This window comes from Micromonospora sp. NPDC047557 (assembly GCF_043205095.1).
Taxonomy (GTDB): Bacteria; Actinomycetota; Actinomycetes; order Mycobacteriales; family Micromonosporaceae; genus Micromonospora.
The window spans coordinates 31,762-46,176 of record NZ_JBIDDK010000017.1; the positions used below are offsets into that span (position 1 = coordinate 31,762).

Below are 14,415 nucleotides of genomic sequence, written 5' to 3' on the forward strand. Positions count from 1 at the left end.
CGCGCGGGACGCGACCCGTTTGTCCGGCACGGCAATGGGTACCCGCCGGTCCAGCCGACAGGACGATGGGCAGAGGTAGGGCGTGACCATGGCGGGAGACGAGCAGTACGAGCGGGGTCTTGAGGCGCTGCAACAGGCCGACGGCGGCGCCGCGCAGAAACTCCTGGAAGCCCTCGCCGACGTCTCGCCCGAGCTGAGCCGTCGCTCCGTCGCCTGGTCCTACGGGGATCTCTACGTCCGGCCCCAGCTCGCGCGCCGGGACCGGGAGCTGCTCACCCTCGGCATTCTGACCGGCCTCGGTGATGCCGGGGCCCAGCTGGAGGTGCACGTCAACGGGGCACTCAACGCGGGCCTGACGCCGTCGGAGATAGTCGAGGCGCTGCTGCAGGCGGTGGTCTACTGCGGCGTGCCGCGGGCCGTCAACGCCACGCTCGTCGCCAAGAAGGTCTTCGCAGAGCGCAACCTGCTACCTGTCCCGGCAAACCCCACCCCGGCCGGCTGACCTCGCCGTCGTCGCTTACGCGTCGCCGACACAGCTGATAGCGCCCGCTCACGCCGCCCGGTCTGCTGCCGGCCACAGGCGACGGTGCCGCGCCCGAACGGCGGCACCAGTGGCTGCCATGATTTCGCTTAACACCATCGTGAACTGCTTCGGCTTTTCGAGGACCTGACCGGGGCACGACGAAGGCAGCGGCGTCGCCGCCCGAGCGGTAGGAGCGGAGCGTCAGCCGCTCACGCCGATCGGTAGGCGGTCAGCGAGCAAACAGCGGGCTGGGACAGCCTTTACCACAACTGTGGCTGCTGACGCCTGAACCACCCGCGGTCGCCGCCGGCGTCCGACGTGGCGGACAGGGTCACGGCGTGGCCGTCGTCCGCCTGAGCCAGCCGAGTTCGGTGAGCCGGGTCTGCCGCATCCGCTCCGCGAGCCGCCGGGTCTCCGGATCGACCCCGTTGGTCTGTTCGGCGTCCGCGAGACGCGCGCCCTGCTCCACGTGCTCACGCAGGGTCTCCCGCACGGCGCGGTCGAACGCCGCGTCGCGCAGTGAGCGCAACACGACGAGGTCGGCCGGGATCACCATGCCGGGCAGCTCGTGTCCCTCGTGCTGGTTGACCGCCGGGAGCCCCGCGCTGCCCCGCAGCCGCCTCAGGTCGTCGAGTTCCGCGCGCCGGCCCGCCGCGATCCGCGCGGCCAGGTCTCGGATCCGCTCGTCGGTGGTCTGCCCGGGTACGAGGACAAGCGCCTTGAGTACCTGTTCGTTCATCGGGATCATCAACTGGATCCAGGCCGCGTCGGTGCCGCCGAGCGTCGCCGTGGCCGGGGGCGACACGACGGGGGCCGGCGCGGCCCTTTCCGTGGCCGGCCCGGTGGCGCAGCCGGCCGCCGGCACGAGGGCGAGCAGCAGCCCGGCAAGCAGGGCGGAAAGCCTCGCCGGCCCGGTGCCGGGCCGGCGAGGAGGTACGACCGTCACGGCGTCCCGCTGACGCCGCACTTGATGATCGGGCGGATGCAGTCCCGTACCCGGCGCTCCATCTCCACCACCGGCCAGGCGTTGAAGAAGTCGCCGTGCATCGTGTAACCGGCACCGGACGCGAGCCGGAAGCGGGCGGGGTCACCGTTCGCCGGGTACCGGATCACCTGGCGCAGCTTCGGCACGGGCACCGGGTGGCTGGCCGGGCAGTCGTTGTTCACCGGGTACGCCATGTGGCTCTGGTGGTTGGCCGAGTCCAGGTTCACCCCGTCCCAGCACTGCGGGAAGTCCAGGTACGACTCGATCATGCTGCCGGCCGGACAGCTGACGAAGTTCTTCGACGGGGGCACCTCGCCATGGTGCAGGCAGGACCACCGGGCGATGCTCTGCTCCGGCGCGGTCGCCTTGGCGTTCCCGGCGACGATGCGCAGACCCAGCGGCAGCGGCTGGATCCGCGCGGTCACGTCCGGGCGGACGCCCTCGCCGAGATAGTAGAACGTGGCGATCGAGGGCTCGACCGGCTGGTTGTCGACATAGAAGGTCGGGATCCAGTAGGACGAGGTGTCCACCGAGGGATTGCAGTTGCTGTTGGCGTTGAGCAGGTCGTTCACGGTGGTGTACGCGTTCGTCACCCTGCTGCCGAAGAAGCTGTGCATGTGTGAGGCGCCGGGCAGGCCCGGAAAGACGATCGGGTCGTCCGGCAGCCGGTGGCTGAACGGACAGTCGGCGAGGAACTCGGCGACCCGGACGACGTCGCCGGGCGGCCTGGTCGGCGGCGGAGCGCCACCCCCGCCGTAGACCTGAAACTCCCACAGCGAGACGCCGTACTGGGTGGCCCGCTGGGTCGCGTTGACCCGGACGTACCGGCCACTGCCGGAGACGGCGAGATCCTGTACGCCGCCGGGGCCGGTCGTAGTGCTGTAGACGGTGGTCCAGACGGTGCCGTCGGCCGAGGTCTGCACCGTGAAGGCCCGCGCGAAGGCGGCCTCCCAGCGCAGCACCACCCGGCTGACGGTCGCGGTGGCGCCGAGGTCGACCCGCAGCCACTGCGGATCGCTGAACGCGCTGCCCCAGCGGGTGCCGTTGTCGCCGTCGACGGCGGTGGCGGCCGGCGTGCCGCCGTTCTCGGTGGAGGACGCCGTCGCCGGTCTGCCCTGGGACAGCAGGGGGTCGGCGGCGTCGGCCCGAATGCCGGTGGCGACCAGATAGCCGCCGAGCATGGCGGCGAGCGCCACGGCGAGCATGGTGGTACGCAGCCGCCCGCGAGCCGGTGTCGGAGCTGTTGGCAGGGACATAAGGACTCCTTCCGGGCCGGGCTACTGGTAGACGCGGACGTAGTCGACGAGCATCCGCGACGGGAACGGCGTGGTGCCGTCCACCGGTCCCGGGAAGTCACCGCCGACGGCGAGGTTGAGGATGAGGTAGAACGGGTGGTCGAAGACCCACGGCCCACGGGTCGACTCGACGGTGGCCTTGCTGGCGACGAAGACCGCCTGCCCGTCGATCTTGAAGGTGATGCCGCGACTGTCCCACTCGGCGGACCAGACGTGGAAGCCGCCGGAGAGGTCCACCCCGCCCGGTGACGGGTACTTCTGGCCGTACCCGTTGCCGCCGTTGTAGGCCGGCGCGTGCAGGGTCGAGTAGGCCTCCAGCGTGTTGCGGCCGAGGACCTCCATGATGTCGACCTCCCCGTTGTACGGCCACGGCCGCCCGGTGAGGAAGTCGGCACCCATCATCCAGAACGCCGGCCAGAGCCCGTTGCCCTTTGGCACCCGGATGCGGGCCTCGATCCGGCCGTACTGCACGTGGAACTTGTTGCCGGTGTTCATCCGGTGCGAGGTGTACGAGCGGCCGTTGACGGTTTCCCGCCGGGCCTCGATGACGAGTGAGCCGGCGCCGTCCAGGCTGGCGTTGTTGTTGTTCGTGTAGTACTGGAGTTCGTTGTTCTGGCCGGTGCCCGGATCGATCGTCCACTTGATCGGGTCGGGCTTGCCGCCGGCGGCGCCGTTGAACTCGTCGGCGAACACGAGCCGGGTGGCCGGGAACGTCGGGTCGGGAGGCATCGTCGGCGGCGGGGTGGGGTTGCCGCCGGTGCCGTACACCTTGAACTCCCACAGCGAATACCCGTACTGGCTGCTGCGGGCGGTGCCGTACATCCGCACGTACCGACCGGTGCCGGTCACGTCGATGGTCTCCTTGAAGCCCTTCCCGGTAGTGGTCGAGTAGACGGTGGTCCAGGTGGACGCGTTCGGCGAGACCTGAATCTGGTACGACCTGGCATACGCGGGATCCCACTGCAGCACGACCTGGGTCACGGTGGCGGTGGCGCCGAGGTCGACGTAGATCCACCCCGGGTCGACCCAGCCGTTGGTGGGACTCGTCGCCCAGCGGCTCGCCGGGTCGTGGTCGAACGCCTTGTCCGGCGTGCAGCCGAAGCACGCGCCGTCGTTCTGGCTGGTCGACGCGACCGCCGGCTTGGCGTACGACAGCAGCGTCGCGCCGCCGGGCGGCGGGGTCGTGGGCGGCGGGGTCGTGGGCGGCGGGGTCGTGGGCGGCGGGCCGGTGCTGCCGTAGACCTCGAACTCCCACAGCGACACGCCGTACTGGGTGGCGCGCTGGGTGGTGTTGACCCGGACGAAACGGCCGGTGCCGGTGACCGCGAGGTCCTGGACGCCGCCCGTGCCGGCCGTGGTGGTGTGGATCGTCGTCCAGCTGTCGGTGCCGGTGGGCGACGTCTCGATGGTGAACGCGCGGGCGTAGGCGGCCTCCCAGCGCAGCACCACCCGGCTGACGGTGGCGGAGACACCCAGGTCGACCCGTAGCCACTGCGGGTCGCTGAACGCGCTGGACCAGCGGGTGCCGGCGTTGCCGTCGACGGCAGCCGAGGCGGGGAACGCCGCGGACTCGGTCGACGAGGCGATGACCGGGCGCCCCTGGGACAGCAGCGCGTCGGCGGCGTCGGCGGGCGGCGCCAGGACCGCCAGGTACGCGCCGAGCAGCAGGAGCAGTGCGCTGCCGAGGGCCGCGAGGCGGCTGCCCCGCCCGGCTCGGGACAACGGGGTGCGGGACGGGGGGAGAGTCCGATTCATCGGTACTCCTTCGGGGTGGCGGCGGCGGGACCGACAGCTCACTGCTTCCGGCCCAAATCGCGAGAGAGCGCTCTCCGACGTACCTCACTCTTAACCCTGCCGACCACGGATGTCAATGACATTTAATTGATCAGCATGAATATCTTTACGCGCGGCGGATGGTCGGGGCGCTGGGGCCGGCCGCTACCGGACGCGGCCGATCGTGGCCGGACGACTCCCGCTCGACAGCGAGCACCGGCCACGATCGACGCCACCTGACCGCTACGGCTTCTTGGGGTCCTCACCGTAACCGTTGCACTGCCGACCCCCGTTGATGCAGTAGGCCACGACATAGGCCTGGCGGGCCGCATTCCACCCGTTCATGAAGTCGTAGTGGAATGAGTAACTGGCCCCCGAGGAATACGCCAGGCCGGCGGTGCTGGTGCCCGCCAGCTTGTACGGGAGCTTGATCTCCAGCATCGGCAGCGGGACAGGGTGGTCGGCCGGGCAGACCCCGTTCACCGGCCAGGCCATGTGCGACTTGTGGTCGGTCACGTCCAGGTGCACCCCGTCCCAGCAACTGGGCGCCTTGAGGCGCACGACCAGGGACGACCCGGAGGGGCAGGAGGCCGGCCAGTCGTCGCCCTTGTAGCCGGTGCACGACCAGTTGCCCCCGAAGTGCGCCGCGTCCGGCGTCTTCACGTCCCCCACGAGCAGCTTGAACCCGGCCGGGAACGGCTTGACCGTGCGGTAGTCCTTCACCCCGGACTTGTAGTACACAGTGACGATGCTGTTCGGTACCGGCGTGCCGTTCTGCGACAGCGTGGGGAACCAGTAACCGGACGCGTCGAGGGTGTCCTGACAGGACGTGGCACCACCGACCAGGGACTGCGGCGTGGAGTTGGCGTTGGTGGTGGGGTTGCCGATGAACGTGTGGTTGTGCGACGCACCGGGCAGACCGGGGAAGACGATCGGGTCGTCGCTGAGCCGGTGGTTGACGTCGCAGTTGGCGTGCGCCTCCTGATACTGCGCGAAGGGCGGGTCGTCCGCCGCGAACGCCGTGCCGTTTCCACCGACCGCGGCGATTACCACGACACTCAGGAAAACCGCGGCAAGTGGCCTGGCGACAACTCTCCGACGCCCTCCCGAAACGGCTCTGGACAAGAGTGACCTGATGCTCATCGGATCTCCTTTGGACGTAGGAACGAGCATCTATTTCCAGAAAACTAACAATGGCCTGAGATTGAAACAATTGGTTGCCATCAGTTTGCCAAAGGGGCTGGCCGACGGTGCCGCGTAATAACCCGCACAGGGGTGTCCGGCCGACCCTGGTCGGCCGGACACCCGATGATTCACGGGTAGCTGATCACGTTGTGCGGGGTCACGGAGGACGGCAGGGCCGCGTCACCGGTGTCGTTGATGACGTGGGTGATCGAACCCTTGCCCAGGGACACCGTCAGCACGTCGTGGAACCTGACGTTGGGATTGACCGGAACCTCGAAGGAGTGATAGGCGGCGATGGACGGGTCGGCGGTGAACACGCAGTAGCTACCGAGCCCCCAGGCCTCGTGGCTGGTCACCGAGTTGGCCACCTTGTAGGCGGCGTAGCCGGTGATGCCGTCGTGCGACCAGGCTGCCGCGCTCGGAGGGTCGTAGGGCAGTTCGTTCTGGAAGAAGATGGTCCGGCCGCCGTTGCCGTTCCAGATCACGTTGTACTTCTGGAAGTGCTCGACGAACAGGCCGAGCGCGGTGACGTCGCCGCCGTTGACGACCAGGCCGGTGTCGGACGGGTTCGTGGTCCACCCGGCCCCGGCGCCGTGGTCGGCACGCCAGGCCCAGATGTGGTCGATGATCGTGTTGTTGCTGTTTACCACCAGGGCGTTGGTGACGGCGGCCGGGCCGGCGCCGCCGACGCGCAGGAACACGTCCTGGAGCGAGATCGGATTGGCGGCGTGGTTCGCGTTCGCGCCGCTCTGGCCGACCTGGAGCAGCGACGGCGACCGGGTGGTGCCGGCGTCGAAGAGCAGCCCGGCCACCTTGACCCCGTTGACGTCCGCCACGTTCATCGCGGTGACCCCGTTGTCGGCGATGAGGGTGGCGAAGCCCAGGCCGAGCACGACGGTGTCCGGCCGGGTCACGTTGATGGTCTGGCCGACGTGGTAGACCCCCGGGGTGAAGAGCAGGTTCAGGCCCTGCGCGAGCGCGCTGTTGATGGTGGCCGCCGAGTCACCCGGGTGCGCGACGTAGAACTGGGTCAGCGGCAGCGACGTGCCGGCGGTGTTGCCGGCCGCCCAGGTGACGCCGGAGCTGTTGGTACGCAGGGACGGGACGAACACCCGGTAGGCGCCCGACGAGTCCGTGTACAGGTAGGGCTTCTCGCGGCTGACCGGGGTCTTCGGCACGACGGTGTAGGGCGGCGTCGGGAACGTGTTGGCAGGCGCGCCGGCCACCCCGGAGAAGACCACGTTCCAGACGCCGCCGTTCCAGCCGCCGACCTGACTGTCCCGGGTGTACCACTGCTGCTGCGAGCACGGGCTGACCGTGCCGCTGATCCGACTGTCGGCGATGTACCCGCCGCTGGCCCACCCGCAGTTGGGCGAGGCGAGCGTCATGCCGCCGTGCACGTCCATCCGCCGGAAGGGCGCCGCCTGGGCCACCGCCCACCGGTCACGGCCCGACACCGGAGTGATCGACATGTTCTCCGCCGATCGCCAGAAGTTCTGCGTCGCGTTGCCGGCCATCCAGCCCGCGTCGACGGTGACGTCACCGTTGATCTGCACGTTGGCCGGGTTCTGCCCGAGGCCGGCGATCGAGGTGTAGAAGCCCAACTGGGCGTTGAGGCCGGTGTACGAGCCGGGCTTGAACAGCAGCGCGTAACGCTGCGTGCCGAACTGGTTCGTCTCCTGCGCAGCGAACACCTGGTCCAGCTTCGACTGAATGCTGGACGACGACATCGACGGGTCGAACACGATGACGTTGGAGCCGAGAGCGCCCCCACCGGGAATGGGCGGGCCGGTCGTGGGCGGCGCCGTGGTGGGCGGTGGGGTCGTGGGCGTTGACCCGCTGTGCACCACCAGCTCGAAGATCGAGTATCCGTATCCGGTGGCCCGGGTGGTGCCGTACACCCGCAGGAAGCGGCCGGTGCCGCTGACCGGGATGGTCTGCGTACCGCCGCTGCCGGTGGCGGTGGAGTAGAGCGACGACCAGTTGCCGACCCCGTCCGGTGAGACCTGGATCTGGAACGCCTTCGCGTACGACGTCTGCCAGGTGAGGACGACCTCGCAGACATCGGTGCTGGCACCGAGGTCCACCTGGAGCCACTGCGGGTCGCTGAACGCGCTGGACCAGCGCGTCGTGGCACTGCCGTCCACGGCGTTGGCCGCCGACAGCCGGCTGTTCTCCACCGACGACGCGGTGGCCGGTCGGTTCAGTGCGACGTTGGCGGTGCCGCAGCCGGCTGCGGCGGCGGTGGCGGACGGGGTGGTCACGGCGAGGGCGTAGGTGACGAACACGGCCAGCCCGGACACGGCCGCAGCGAGCGCGAACCGGCGTCTGCCGGTCCGGCTCGCCCTGCTGACGGAGCGTTGCATGACATCTCCCTGATGGGGTCAGGATGGAAGCCACCGCCGACGGCCAGGCGGCGGTGGCTCCGTGGGGACGGGTATCGAGGGGCCCTGGACGATGGCCCACGAATCGCGCACCAGTGGCGGTTGTCTGGACACTATGGGCGCCACCAGGGCCCGACAATCGGTTGCCAACATTTGCCACACTCGATCGATACCGGAACCACAGAGCATGCATTTCCGTCAATTCACGGAATCAGCGTCCCGCCTTCTCCGCGCGTACCCGAAGGTCCAACTCCCGAAGGTAGGCCAGGTTGTCCCGGGTCCGCTGAGCCAGCGGCACGGCGGTGGAGAAGTCCTCGACGGTCACCCACCCGTCGTAGCCGACCTGGCGCAGCGCGCCGAGATAGGCCGCCAGGTCAGCCTGCCCCTCCCGCAACGGCGCCCACTCGGCCGACCAGCGCGGTCCCCCGTCGTCCCGGGCGCCGGTCACCCGCCACGCGACGTTCTTCACGTGTACGTGCGCCAGGTACGGGCCGAGCAGCTGGAAACCGGCCAGCGGATCCTCGAACCCCTCGATGGTCAGGTTGCCGATGTCGTGGATGACCCCGGCATGCTCCGGCGGCAGGCCGTCGAGCAGCCGCATCGCCGCCGACGCCGAGGCGACGATGGTGCCGTGGTGCAGCTCGACCAGCGCGGTCACCCCGTGCTTCGCCGCCCGTCCGGCGATCCACGCCAGGTCCCGGCGGGTGCCGGCCATCAGCTCCCGATAATCACCGCTGCCCAGTTGCGGCATGGTCACCCGGACCCGTTCCGCGCCCAGCGCGGCGGCCGCGGCCAACACCCGCTCGACGTTGCCGTGGTCGGCCGCCGGCACGTACGCCCCGAGCCCGGACAGCGCCAGCCCGGCTTCGCGGGTGATCGTGGCGATCCGGTTCAGCTCACCCTCCAGCCCGGTCAACGGGACGGTCGCCCGGTTGCCGGCCCAGAACCCGGGCGGTCGGGCCGGTTCCTGGTCGGTGACCCGCCACTCGACACCGTCCCAGCCCTGCGCGGCCAACTGCCCGACCGTCTCCTCCGGCGTCCAGTCCGGCGTGGACGCCGTGAATACCGACCACCTCATCGCGCCACCCCCGCCCGCAGGCCGGACGACACGGTGGCCGCGGAGCCCTCGACGGCGGCGAGCACGTCGTCGAAGTCGCCGGCCAGCACCGCTGGCACCGACACCGGCCGACGCAGGTGCGCCGAGAGGTAGACCGCCTTGACCACGGCGACGTCGAGCAGCGCCTCGACCGCCGTGACCCCCGGTCGCCGGCCGCCGAGGATCGCCTCGACCGTGTCGTGGTACTGCCGCAGGTGCCCGGTCACGAAGGCGTCGTCGGGCTTGGTCGCCCCCCGCAGCTGCGACGGTGGCACGGCATCGCCGGATCGGTCGGGCCCGTCGGCGTACGCGGACGGGTCCGGGCCGTCGGCCGTGTGCAGGTATTCGAGCTGGTCGTCGTGGATCACCGCGGACCCCTGCGAGCCGTGCACCTGCAACCGCACGCCGAGGCCCGGGTACGCCGCGGTGGTGGCGTGCAGCACGGCGAGCGCCCCGTCGGCGAACCGGATCGCCGCCACGGCGACGTCCTCCACCTCGACCCGCTCGTGGGCGAGGACGCCGGTGTAGGCGAACACCTCCTCGGGCCGGCCGAACATCCACAGCAGCAGGTCGACGGTGTGCACGCCCTGGTTTATGGTGGCGCCGCCGCCGTCCTGCTCCCAGGTGCCGCGCCAGCCCGCCGAGTCGTAGTACCGCTGGCCCCGCCACCACGGCACGCTGGCCACCGCCGAGGTGAGCCGCCCCAGGTCGCCGGCGCGCACCCGGGCGGCGACCGCGACGCTCGCCGGGTCGAACCGGTGCTGGCAGACCACCGCGCAGACCTGACCGGCCGCCTCCGCGTCCGTGGCGGCCCGGGCGATGCGGCGGGCCGCCGGCAGGGAGGCATCGAGGGGCTTCTCGACGAGCACGTGCACGCCGGCCGCGAGGGCCTCCTCGGCGAGGTCGGCGTGCGTACCGCTGGGCGTGCAGACCACCACCAGGTCCGCCGCCTCGGCCGCGAGGGCCTCGCCCAGCGAGGCGTACCGGGCCGGCGGCGGGCCGCCCTGCTCGCCGATCCACCCGGCGAGCCGGTCGTTGGCCTGCGGGTCCGGGTCGGCGAGCGCGGTGAGGCGCAGCCCGGGGTGGCGCAGGATCGCCCCGGCGTGGGTGCGGGCGATGACGCCGCTGCCCGTGATCACGACATTGAGGACGGTCATCGCAGATGCACTCCTATCGAAGCGGTGAGGTTCACGAACGCGCGCGCCGCCCGGCCGAACTCGGCGGGGCCGGAGAATCCGCCGAGGTCGTGCTGGCTGGCGAGGTGCGGTTCGAGGGAGGCGAAGCCGGCATAGCCGTCGTCGCGCAGCGCGGTGAGCGTCCGCAGCAGCTGGCCGTCGCCGTGGCCGGCGGGCACGACCTCGGCGGTGGCCGCGATCGCGTCCTTGACCTGCAGGTACTCCAGGTGCGGGCGCAGCAGCACGTACCCGTCGTCGTAGGGCCGCACCCCGACCTGCACGAAGTTCGCGTTGTCCCAGGCGACGCGCAGCGCGGGCGAGTCGACCGACTCGACGAGGTCGGCGACCCGACGCGGCACATCGCCGTAGATGTCCTTCTCGTTCTCGTGCAGCAGCACGACGCCGGAGTCCTCGGCGAGGGCCGCGAAGGCCCGCATCCGCGCCAGCACCGCCGCGCGGATCTCGGCCGGGGCGACGCCGGCCGGGCGGTAGAACGAGAAGATCCGGACGTACCGGCTGCCCAGCCGGTGCGCGGCCGCCACCGCGGCGCGCAGCCGGTCGAGTTCACCGCCGTCCTCGGTGGTCACGTCGACCTTCCCGACGGGCGACGCGACCGCCGAAACCGCCATGCCGCGCGCGTCGACCGCCTCCGCCAGGGCGTCCAGTTGGGCGTCGCGGAGCTCCACCACGTTGGTGCCCCACGCGCTGCGCACCTCGATGTGCCGGGCGCCGAGGGCACTGAGCACCGCGAGCTGCACCGCCGGGTCGGGATCGATCTCGTCGCCGAAGCCGGACAACGTCCACGCCGTCACTTCACACCTCCCGCGGTCAGCCCACTGACGATGTACCGCTGGAAGGCGAGGTAGAGGGCGACCACCGGGGCCGCGCAGACGAGGGCGGCGGCCATCATCTGCCCGTACGGCGGGATCGCCCCGCCCTCCTGCGCCGCGCCGAAGACCTGCAGCACGACCGCCGCGGTGCGGGTGTCCACGTCGGTCATGACCGAGGCGAACAGCACGTCGTTCCAGCCGAGCAGGAACGCGAAGATCGCCGCGACGACCAGGCCCGGCCAGCTCAGCGGGATGACGACACGCAGCAGGATCTGCCAGTGCCCGGCACCGTCCACGCGGGCGGCCTCGATCAGCTCGCCGGGCAGCTCACGCAGGTAGGTCACCATGATCCAGGTGGAGAACGGCAGCCCGAACGTGAGGTAGGTGACGACCAGCGACCACCGGGTGCCGATCGTCGGCACGCCGAGGCTGCTGCCGATCGTCGCGAAGAGCACGAAGACCGGCAGGAGCAGCAGCGTGCCGGGGATCGACTGCATGCCCAGCAGCGCGCGCAGCACGGTGCGCCGGCCCCGGAACCGGTGCCGGACCAGGACGTACGCCGAGAAGACCGCGACCGCCGCGCAGGTCACGGCCACCGTGCCGGCGACGAGCAGGCTGTTCGCGAGCCCCCGGCCGAGCGGAACGGTGGACCAGATCCGGACGTAGTTGCCGAAGCTGACCCGCTCCGGCCAGAACTCACCGGCGGCCACAGCCAGGTCGGTGTTGACCGAGGCGAGAAAGACGTAGCCGACCGGCGCGCCGACGATGGTCAGCAGGATCACCGTCAGGCCGATCTGCAGTGGTCGCGGCAGCAGGCGATGCACGGAGTTCATGCGGCGGCCTCCGGCGCGTCGAGTCTGACGGTGCGCAGGTAGACCAGCAGCGGGACCAGGATCAGCACCAGCGAGATCACGGCCATCGCCGCGCTCAGCCCGAACCGCAGGTTCTGGAAGCTCTCCATGTACGTCAGCACCGGCAGCACCTCCACGTCGTGCGGGCTCGGGACGCCGAACAGCACGAACGGCAGGGTGAAGCTGTTCACCATGTGCAGCAGCGAGATGATCGCGGCGAGCGCGACCGGAGGGCGCAGCAGCGGGAGGATGACGTGGCGCAGCTTCGCCCACCACTGCGCGCCGTCGAGCGCGGCGGCCTCGTGCAGGCTGTCGTCGATGCCCTGCAGGCCGGCCAGGGCGAGCAGGTAGACCAGCGGCCAGCCCGACCAGGCCTGCACGACGATCAGGGCAAGGTAGCTCCTCGGCCCGTTCAACCACAGGCCGCCGGCGATCCCCAGGGTCGCTAGGCCCTGGTTGGCGACCCCGTCGGGTTGCAGCATGATCCGCCAGATGGTGCCGACGACGAAGGCGGGCAGCACGTACGGGATGAGGTAGAGGGACCGGATCAGCGACCGCCCGCGGAACGGCAGGTGGGTGGTCAACGCGGCGGCGACCCCCAGCGGCAACGCGAGCAGCGTCGCGATCACCGCCGCGGACCCGCTGACCCAGATGGCGTGCGGCAGGCTGGTGCGGCCCACCGCCTCGACGTAGTTGCCGGCGCCGACGAACGGCGCCGACAGCCACTGCCGGAAGGTGTACTGGTCGAGGTCGAGCAGCGACATCACCAGCGCGACGACGAACGGCACGACGATGACGGCCAGGGTGAGCAGGCCGCCGGGCGCGAGCAGCCACACCGCGACACCGCCGGCGGTCGCGCCGCGACGGCGGCGCGGCGGGGACGGGCGGGCCACCCCGGCCCGGCGCGCATCGCCGTCGCCCGGAGCGTCCGTGGTCGCTGGGTCGTTGACCGTCATCTACTTCGCCTTGTCCAGCGCGGCCTGCGCCTCGGACTGGGCCTGGGTGAGCAGGGCGTTGAGGGACGTGTCGTCGACCTTGCCGGCGGCGAGGTTCGGCACCGACTGGACGACCACGTTGACCAGCGCGAGCTGCACCTTGCTCCACCCGCCGTGGAACGGGGTGCCGTGCGCCTTCGACGCGGAGTCCACGATGGCCGCGAGCGCCGGGTCGGCGACCAGCCGGTTCGCCAGCTCCGCGTTCGTCGGCAACTCGCCGAAGGTCCGGTAGTAGGCCTCCTGCGACTCGGCGGTGGTAAGCATGTTCACCAGGCGCAGCGCCAGGTCCTGGTTCTTGCTGTACTTGGCGATCACCAGGTTGTCACCGGAGAGGATGCTGGTGGCGCCGACGCCACCCGACGGCAGGCTGGTGGCGCCCGGCGGGACGGTCGGCATGAGGGCGTAGCCGTACTTGCCGGCGACCGCGGACTTGTCCAGCGTGACCTTCGAGGTCGCCGAGACCATCGGCAGGAAGGCGGCCTTGCCGGCGCCGAACGCGGCGATGGCCTGGGCGTTCTTCCAGCCGGTCGCCGCCGGGTCGACGACCTTGTCGGTGGCGAGCCAGCCGAGGTACGTCTGATAGGCCCGGAGCGTGACCGGATCGGTCAGCCGCGCCTTGCCGTCGGAGACCAGGGGGTTGCCGGCCTGGATGCTCATCGCCCAGATGAACTTCCACGGGTCGAAGCCGTCGCCGTAGGCCACGGCCAGGCCGTACCTGCCGGCCCCGGTCAGCTGTCTGGCCTGCTGCCGCAGGCCGTCCCAGGTGCTGGCCGGCTTGTCGATGCCCGCCGCGGCCAGCAGTTCCTTGTTGTACGCCATGACGAACGGGCGGCTGCTGAAGGGGATGCCGACCTCGTGCGTGGCGTCCGGGCCGGAGATGCCGAGGGTGGCCGGCAGGAACCGGTCCCGGCCGCCTATCTTCGTCCACTGGTCGGCGGTGAGGTCGACGAAGGCGCCGGTGGAGTATGCCGTCGGGGTGAAGGTGGTGCCGAGGGCGTAGATGTCCGGCCCCTGCCCGGAGAGCATCGATGTCTGGATCTTGGTGAGTTCGTCGGTGGGGCTGGCGAAGGTCTCGAACGTGACCTTCGCCCCGGCCTGCTGCTGGAACTTTGCCGAGACGTCGGCGAACCACCGCTTCTGCTCGGTGGGATAGATCGTGTTTGCCGCGATGAGCACGTTGAGCGTCCTGCCGTCCTCGGCGGAGCTACCGGTGTCGCAGGCGGTGACGGGTATGGCGACCGTGAGGGCCAGGGCCGCCGCGAGAAGTGCGCGGGTGGCGTTCATCGCTGCTCCTTGGGTGGTGGCTGTCCGGAGAGGAATGGT

12 protein-coding genes are annotated in these 14,415 nt (G+C 70.7%); 1 reads left to right on the forward strand and 11 read right to left on the reverse strand.

The features are described 5' to 3' along the window. Positions 1-88 precede the first annotated feature (88 nt). Positions 89-502, forward strand: a complete 414-nt coding sequence (locus ACGGAQ_RS28645) for a carboxymuconolactone decarboxylase family protein (protein WP_393054681.1) — start codon at positions 89-91, stop codon at positions 500-502. A gap of 352 nt (positions 503-854) precedes the next feature. On the opposite strand, the gene ACGGAQ_RS28650 is transcribed toward ACGGAQ_RS28645, so the two are convergent. The 11 genes from ACGGAQ_RS28650 to ACGGAQ_RS28700 all read right to left on the reverse strand — a co-directional run bounded on the left by ACGGAQ_RS28650 (position 855) and on the right by ACGGAQ_RS28700 (position 14,376). Next, positions 855-1,469 carry a DUF305 domain-containing protein gene (locus ACGGAQ_RS28650; RefSeq protein ID WP_393054516.1) on the reverse strand — a complete coding sequence of 205 codons (615 nt, stop codon included), beginning with the start codon at positions 1,467-1,469 and terminating at the stop codon, positions 855-857. Then, the gene (locus tag ACGGAQ_RS28655; RefSeq protein WP_393054518.1) at positions 1,466-2,764 is read right to left on the reverse strand and encodes a DUF1996 domain-containing protein; all 1,299 of its coding nucleotides are present in this window, start codon (positions 2,762-2,764) and stop codon (positions 1,466-1,468) included. The genes ACGGAQ_RS28650 and ACGGAQ_RS28655 overlap by 4 nt, the downstream gene beginning before the upstream one ends. Before the next feature lie 21 nt (positions 2,765-2,785). Next, the gene (locus ACGGAQ_RS28660) at positions 2,786-4,558 is read right to left on the reverse strand and encodes a discoidin domain-containing protein (RefSeq protein WP_393054520.1); all 1,773 of its coding nucleotides are present in this window, start codon (positions 4,556-4,558) and stop codon (positions 2,786-2,788) included. Positions 4,559-4,819: 261 nt separating this feature from the next. Beyond that, positions 4,820-5,629, reverse strand: coding sequence for a DUF1996 domain-containing protein (locus ACGGAQ_RS28665; RefSeq protein ID WP_393054522.1), 810 nt, complete (start codon positions 5,627-5,629; stop codon positions 4,820-4,822). Positions 5,630-5,889: 260 nt separating this feature from the next. Further along, the gene (locus ACGGAQ_RS28670; protein WP_393054524.1) at positions 5,890-8,127 is read right to left on the reverse strand and encodes a discoidin domain-containing protein; all 2,238 of its coding nucleotides are present in this window, start codon (positions 8,125-8,127) and stop codon (positions 5,890-5,892) included. A gap of 229 nt (positions 8,128-8,356) precedes the next feature. Then, positions 8,357-9,223, reverse strand: a complete 867-nt coding sequence (locus tag ACGGAQ_RS28675; RefSeq protein ID WP_393054526.1) for a sugar phosphate isomerase/epimerase family protein — start codon at positions 9,221-9,223, stop codon at positions 8,357-8,359. Next, the gene (locus ACGGAQ_RS28680) at positions 9,220-10,398 is read right to left on the reverse strand and encodes a Gfo/Idh/MocA family protein (protein WP_393054528.1); all 1,179 of its coding nucleotides are present in this window, start codon (positions 10,396-10,398) and stop codon (positions 9,220-9,222) included. Before ACGGAQ_RS28680 ends, ACGGAQ_RS28675 begins: the two co-directional genes overlap by 4 nt. Continuing rightward, positions 10,395-11,228: a sugar phosphate isomerase/epimerase family protein gene (locus ACGGAQ_RS28685; protein WP_393054530.1), complete on the reverse strand. Its 834-nt coding sequence runs from the start codon at positions 11,226-11,228 to the stop codon at positions 10,395-10,397. The genes ACGGAQ_RS28680 and ACGGAQ_RS28685 overlap by 4 nt, the downstream gene beginning before the upstream one ends. Continuing rightward, complete coding sequence (locus ACGGAQ_RS28690; RefSeq protein ID WP_393054532.1) at positions 11,225-12,079, reverse strand: carbohydrate ABC transporter permease; 855 nt, start codon at positions 12,077-12,079, stop codon at positions 11,225-11,227. Before ACGGAQ_RS28690 ends, ACGGAQ_RS28685 begins: the two co-directional genes overlap by 4 nt. After that, positions 12,076-13,053: a carbohydrate ABC transporter permease gene (locus ACGGAQ_RS28695; protein WP_393054534.1), complete on the reverse strand. Its 978-nt coding sequence runs from the start codon at positions 13,051-13,053 to the stop codon at positions 12,076-12,078. The genes ACGGAQ_RS28690 and ACGGAQ_RS28695 overlap by 4 nt, the downstream gene beginning before the upstream one ends. Then, on the reverse strand, positions 13,054-14,376 hold the full coding sequence (locus ACGGAQ_RS28700) for an ABC transporter substrate-binding protein (protein ID WP_393054536.1): 1,323 nt from the start codon (positions 14,374-14,376) through the stop codon (positions 13,054-13,056). It lies immediately after the preceding gene. Positions 14,377-14,415 lie beyond the last annotated feature (39 nt).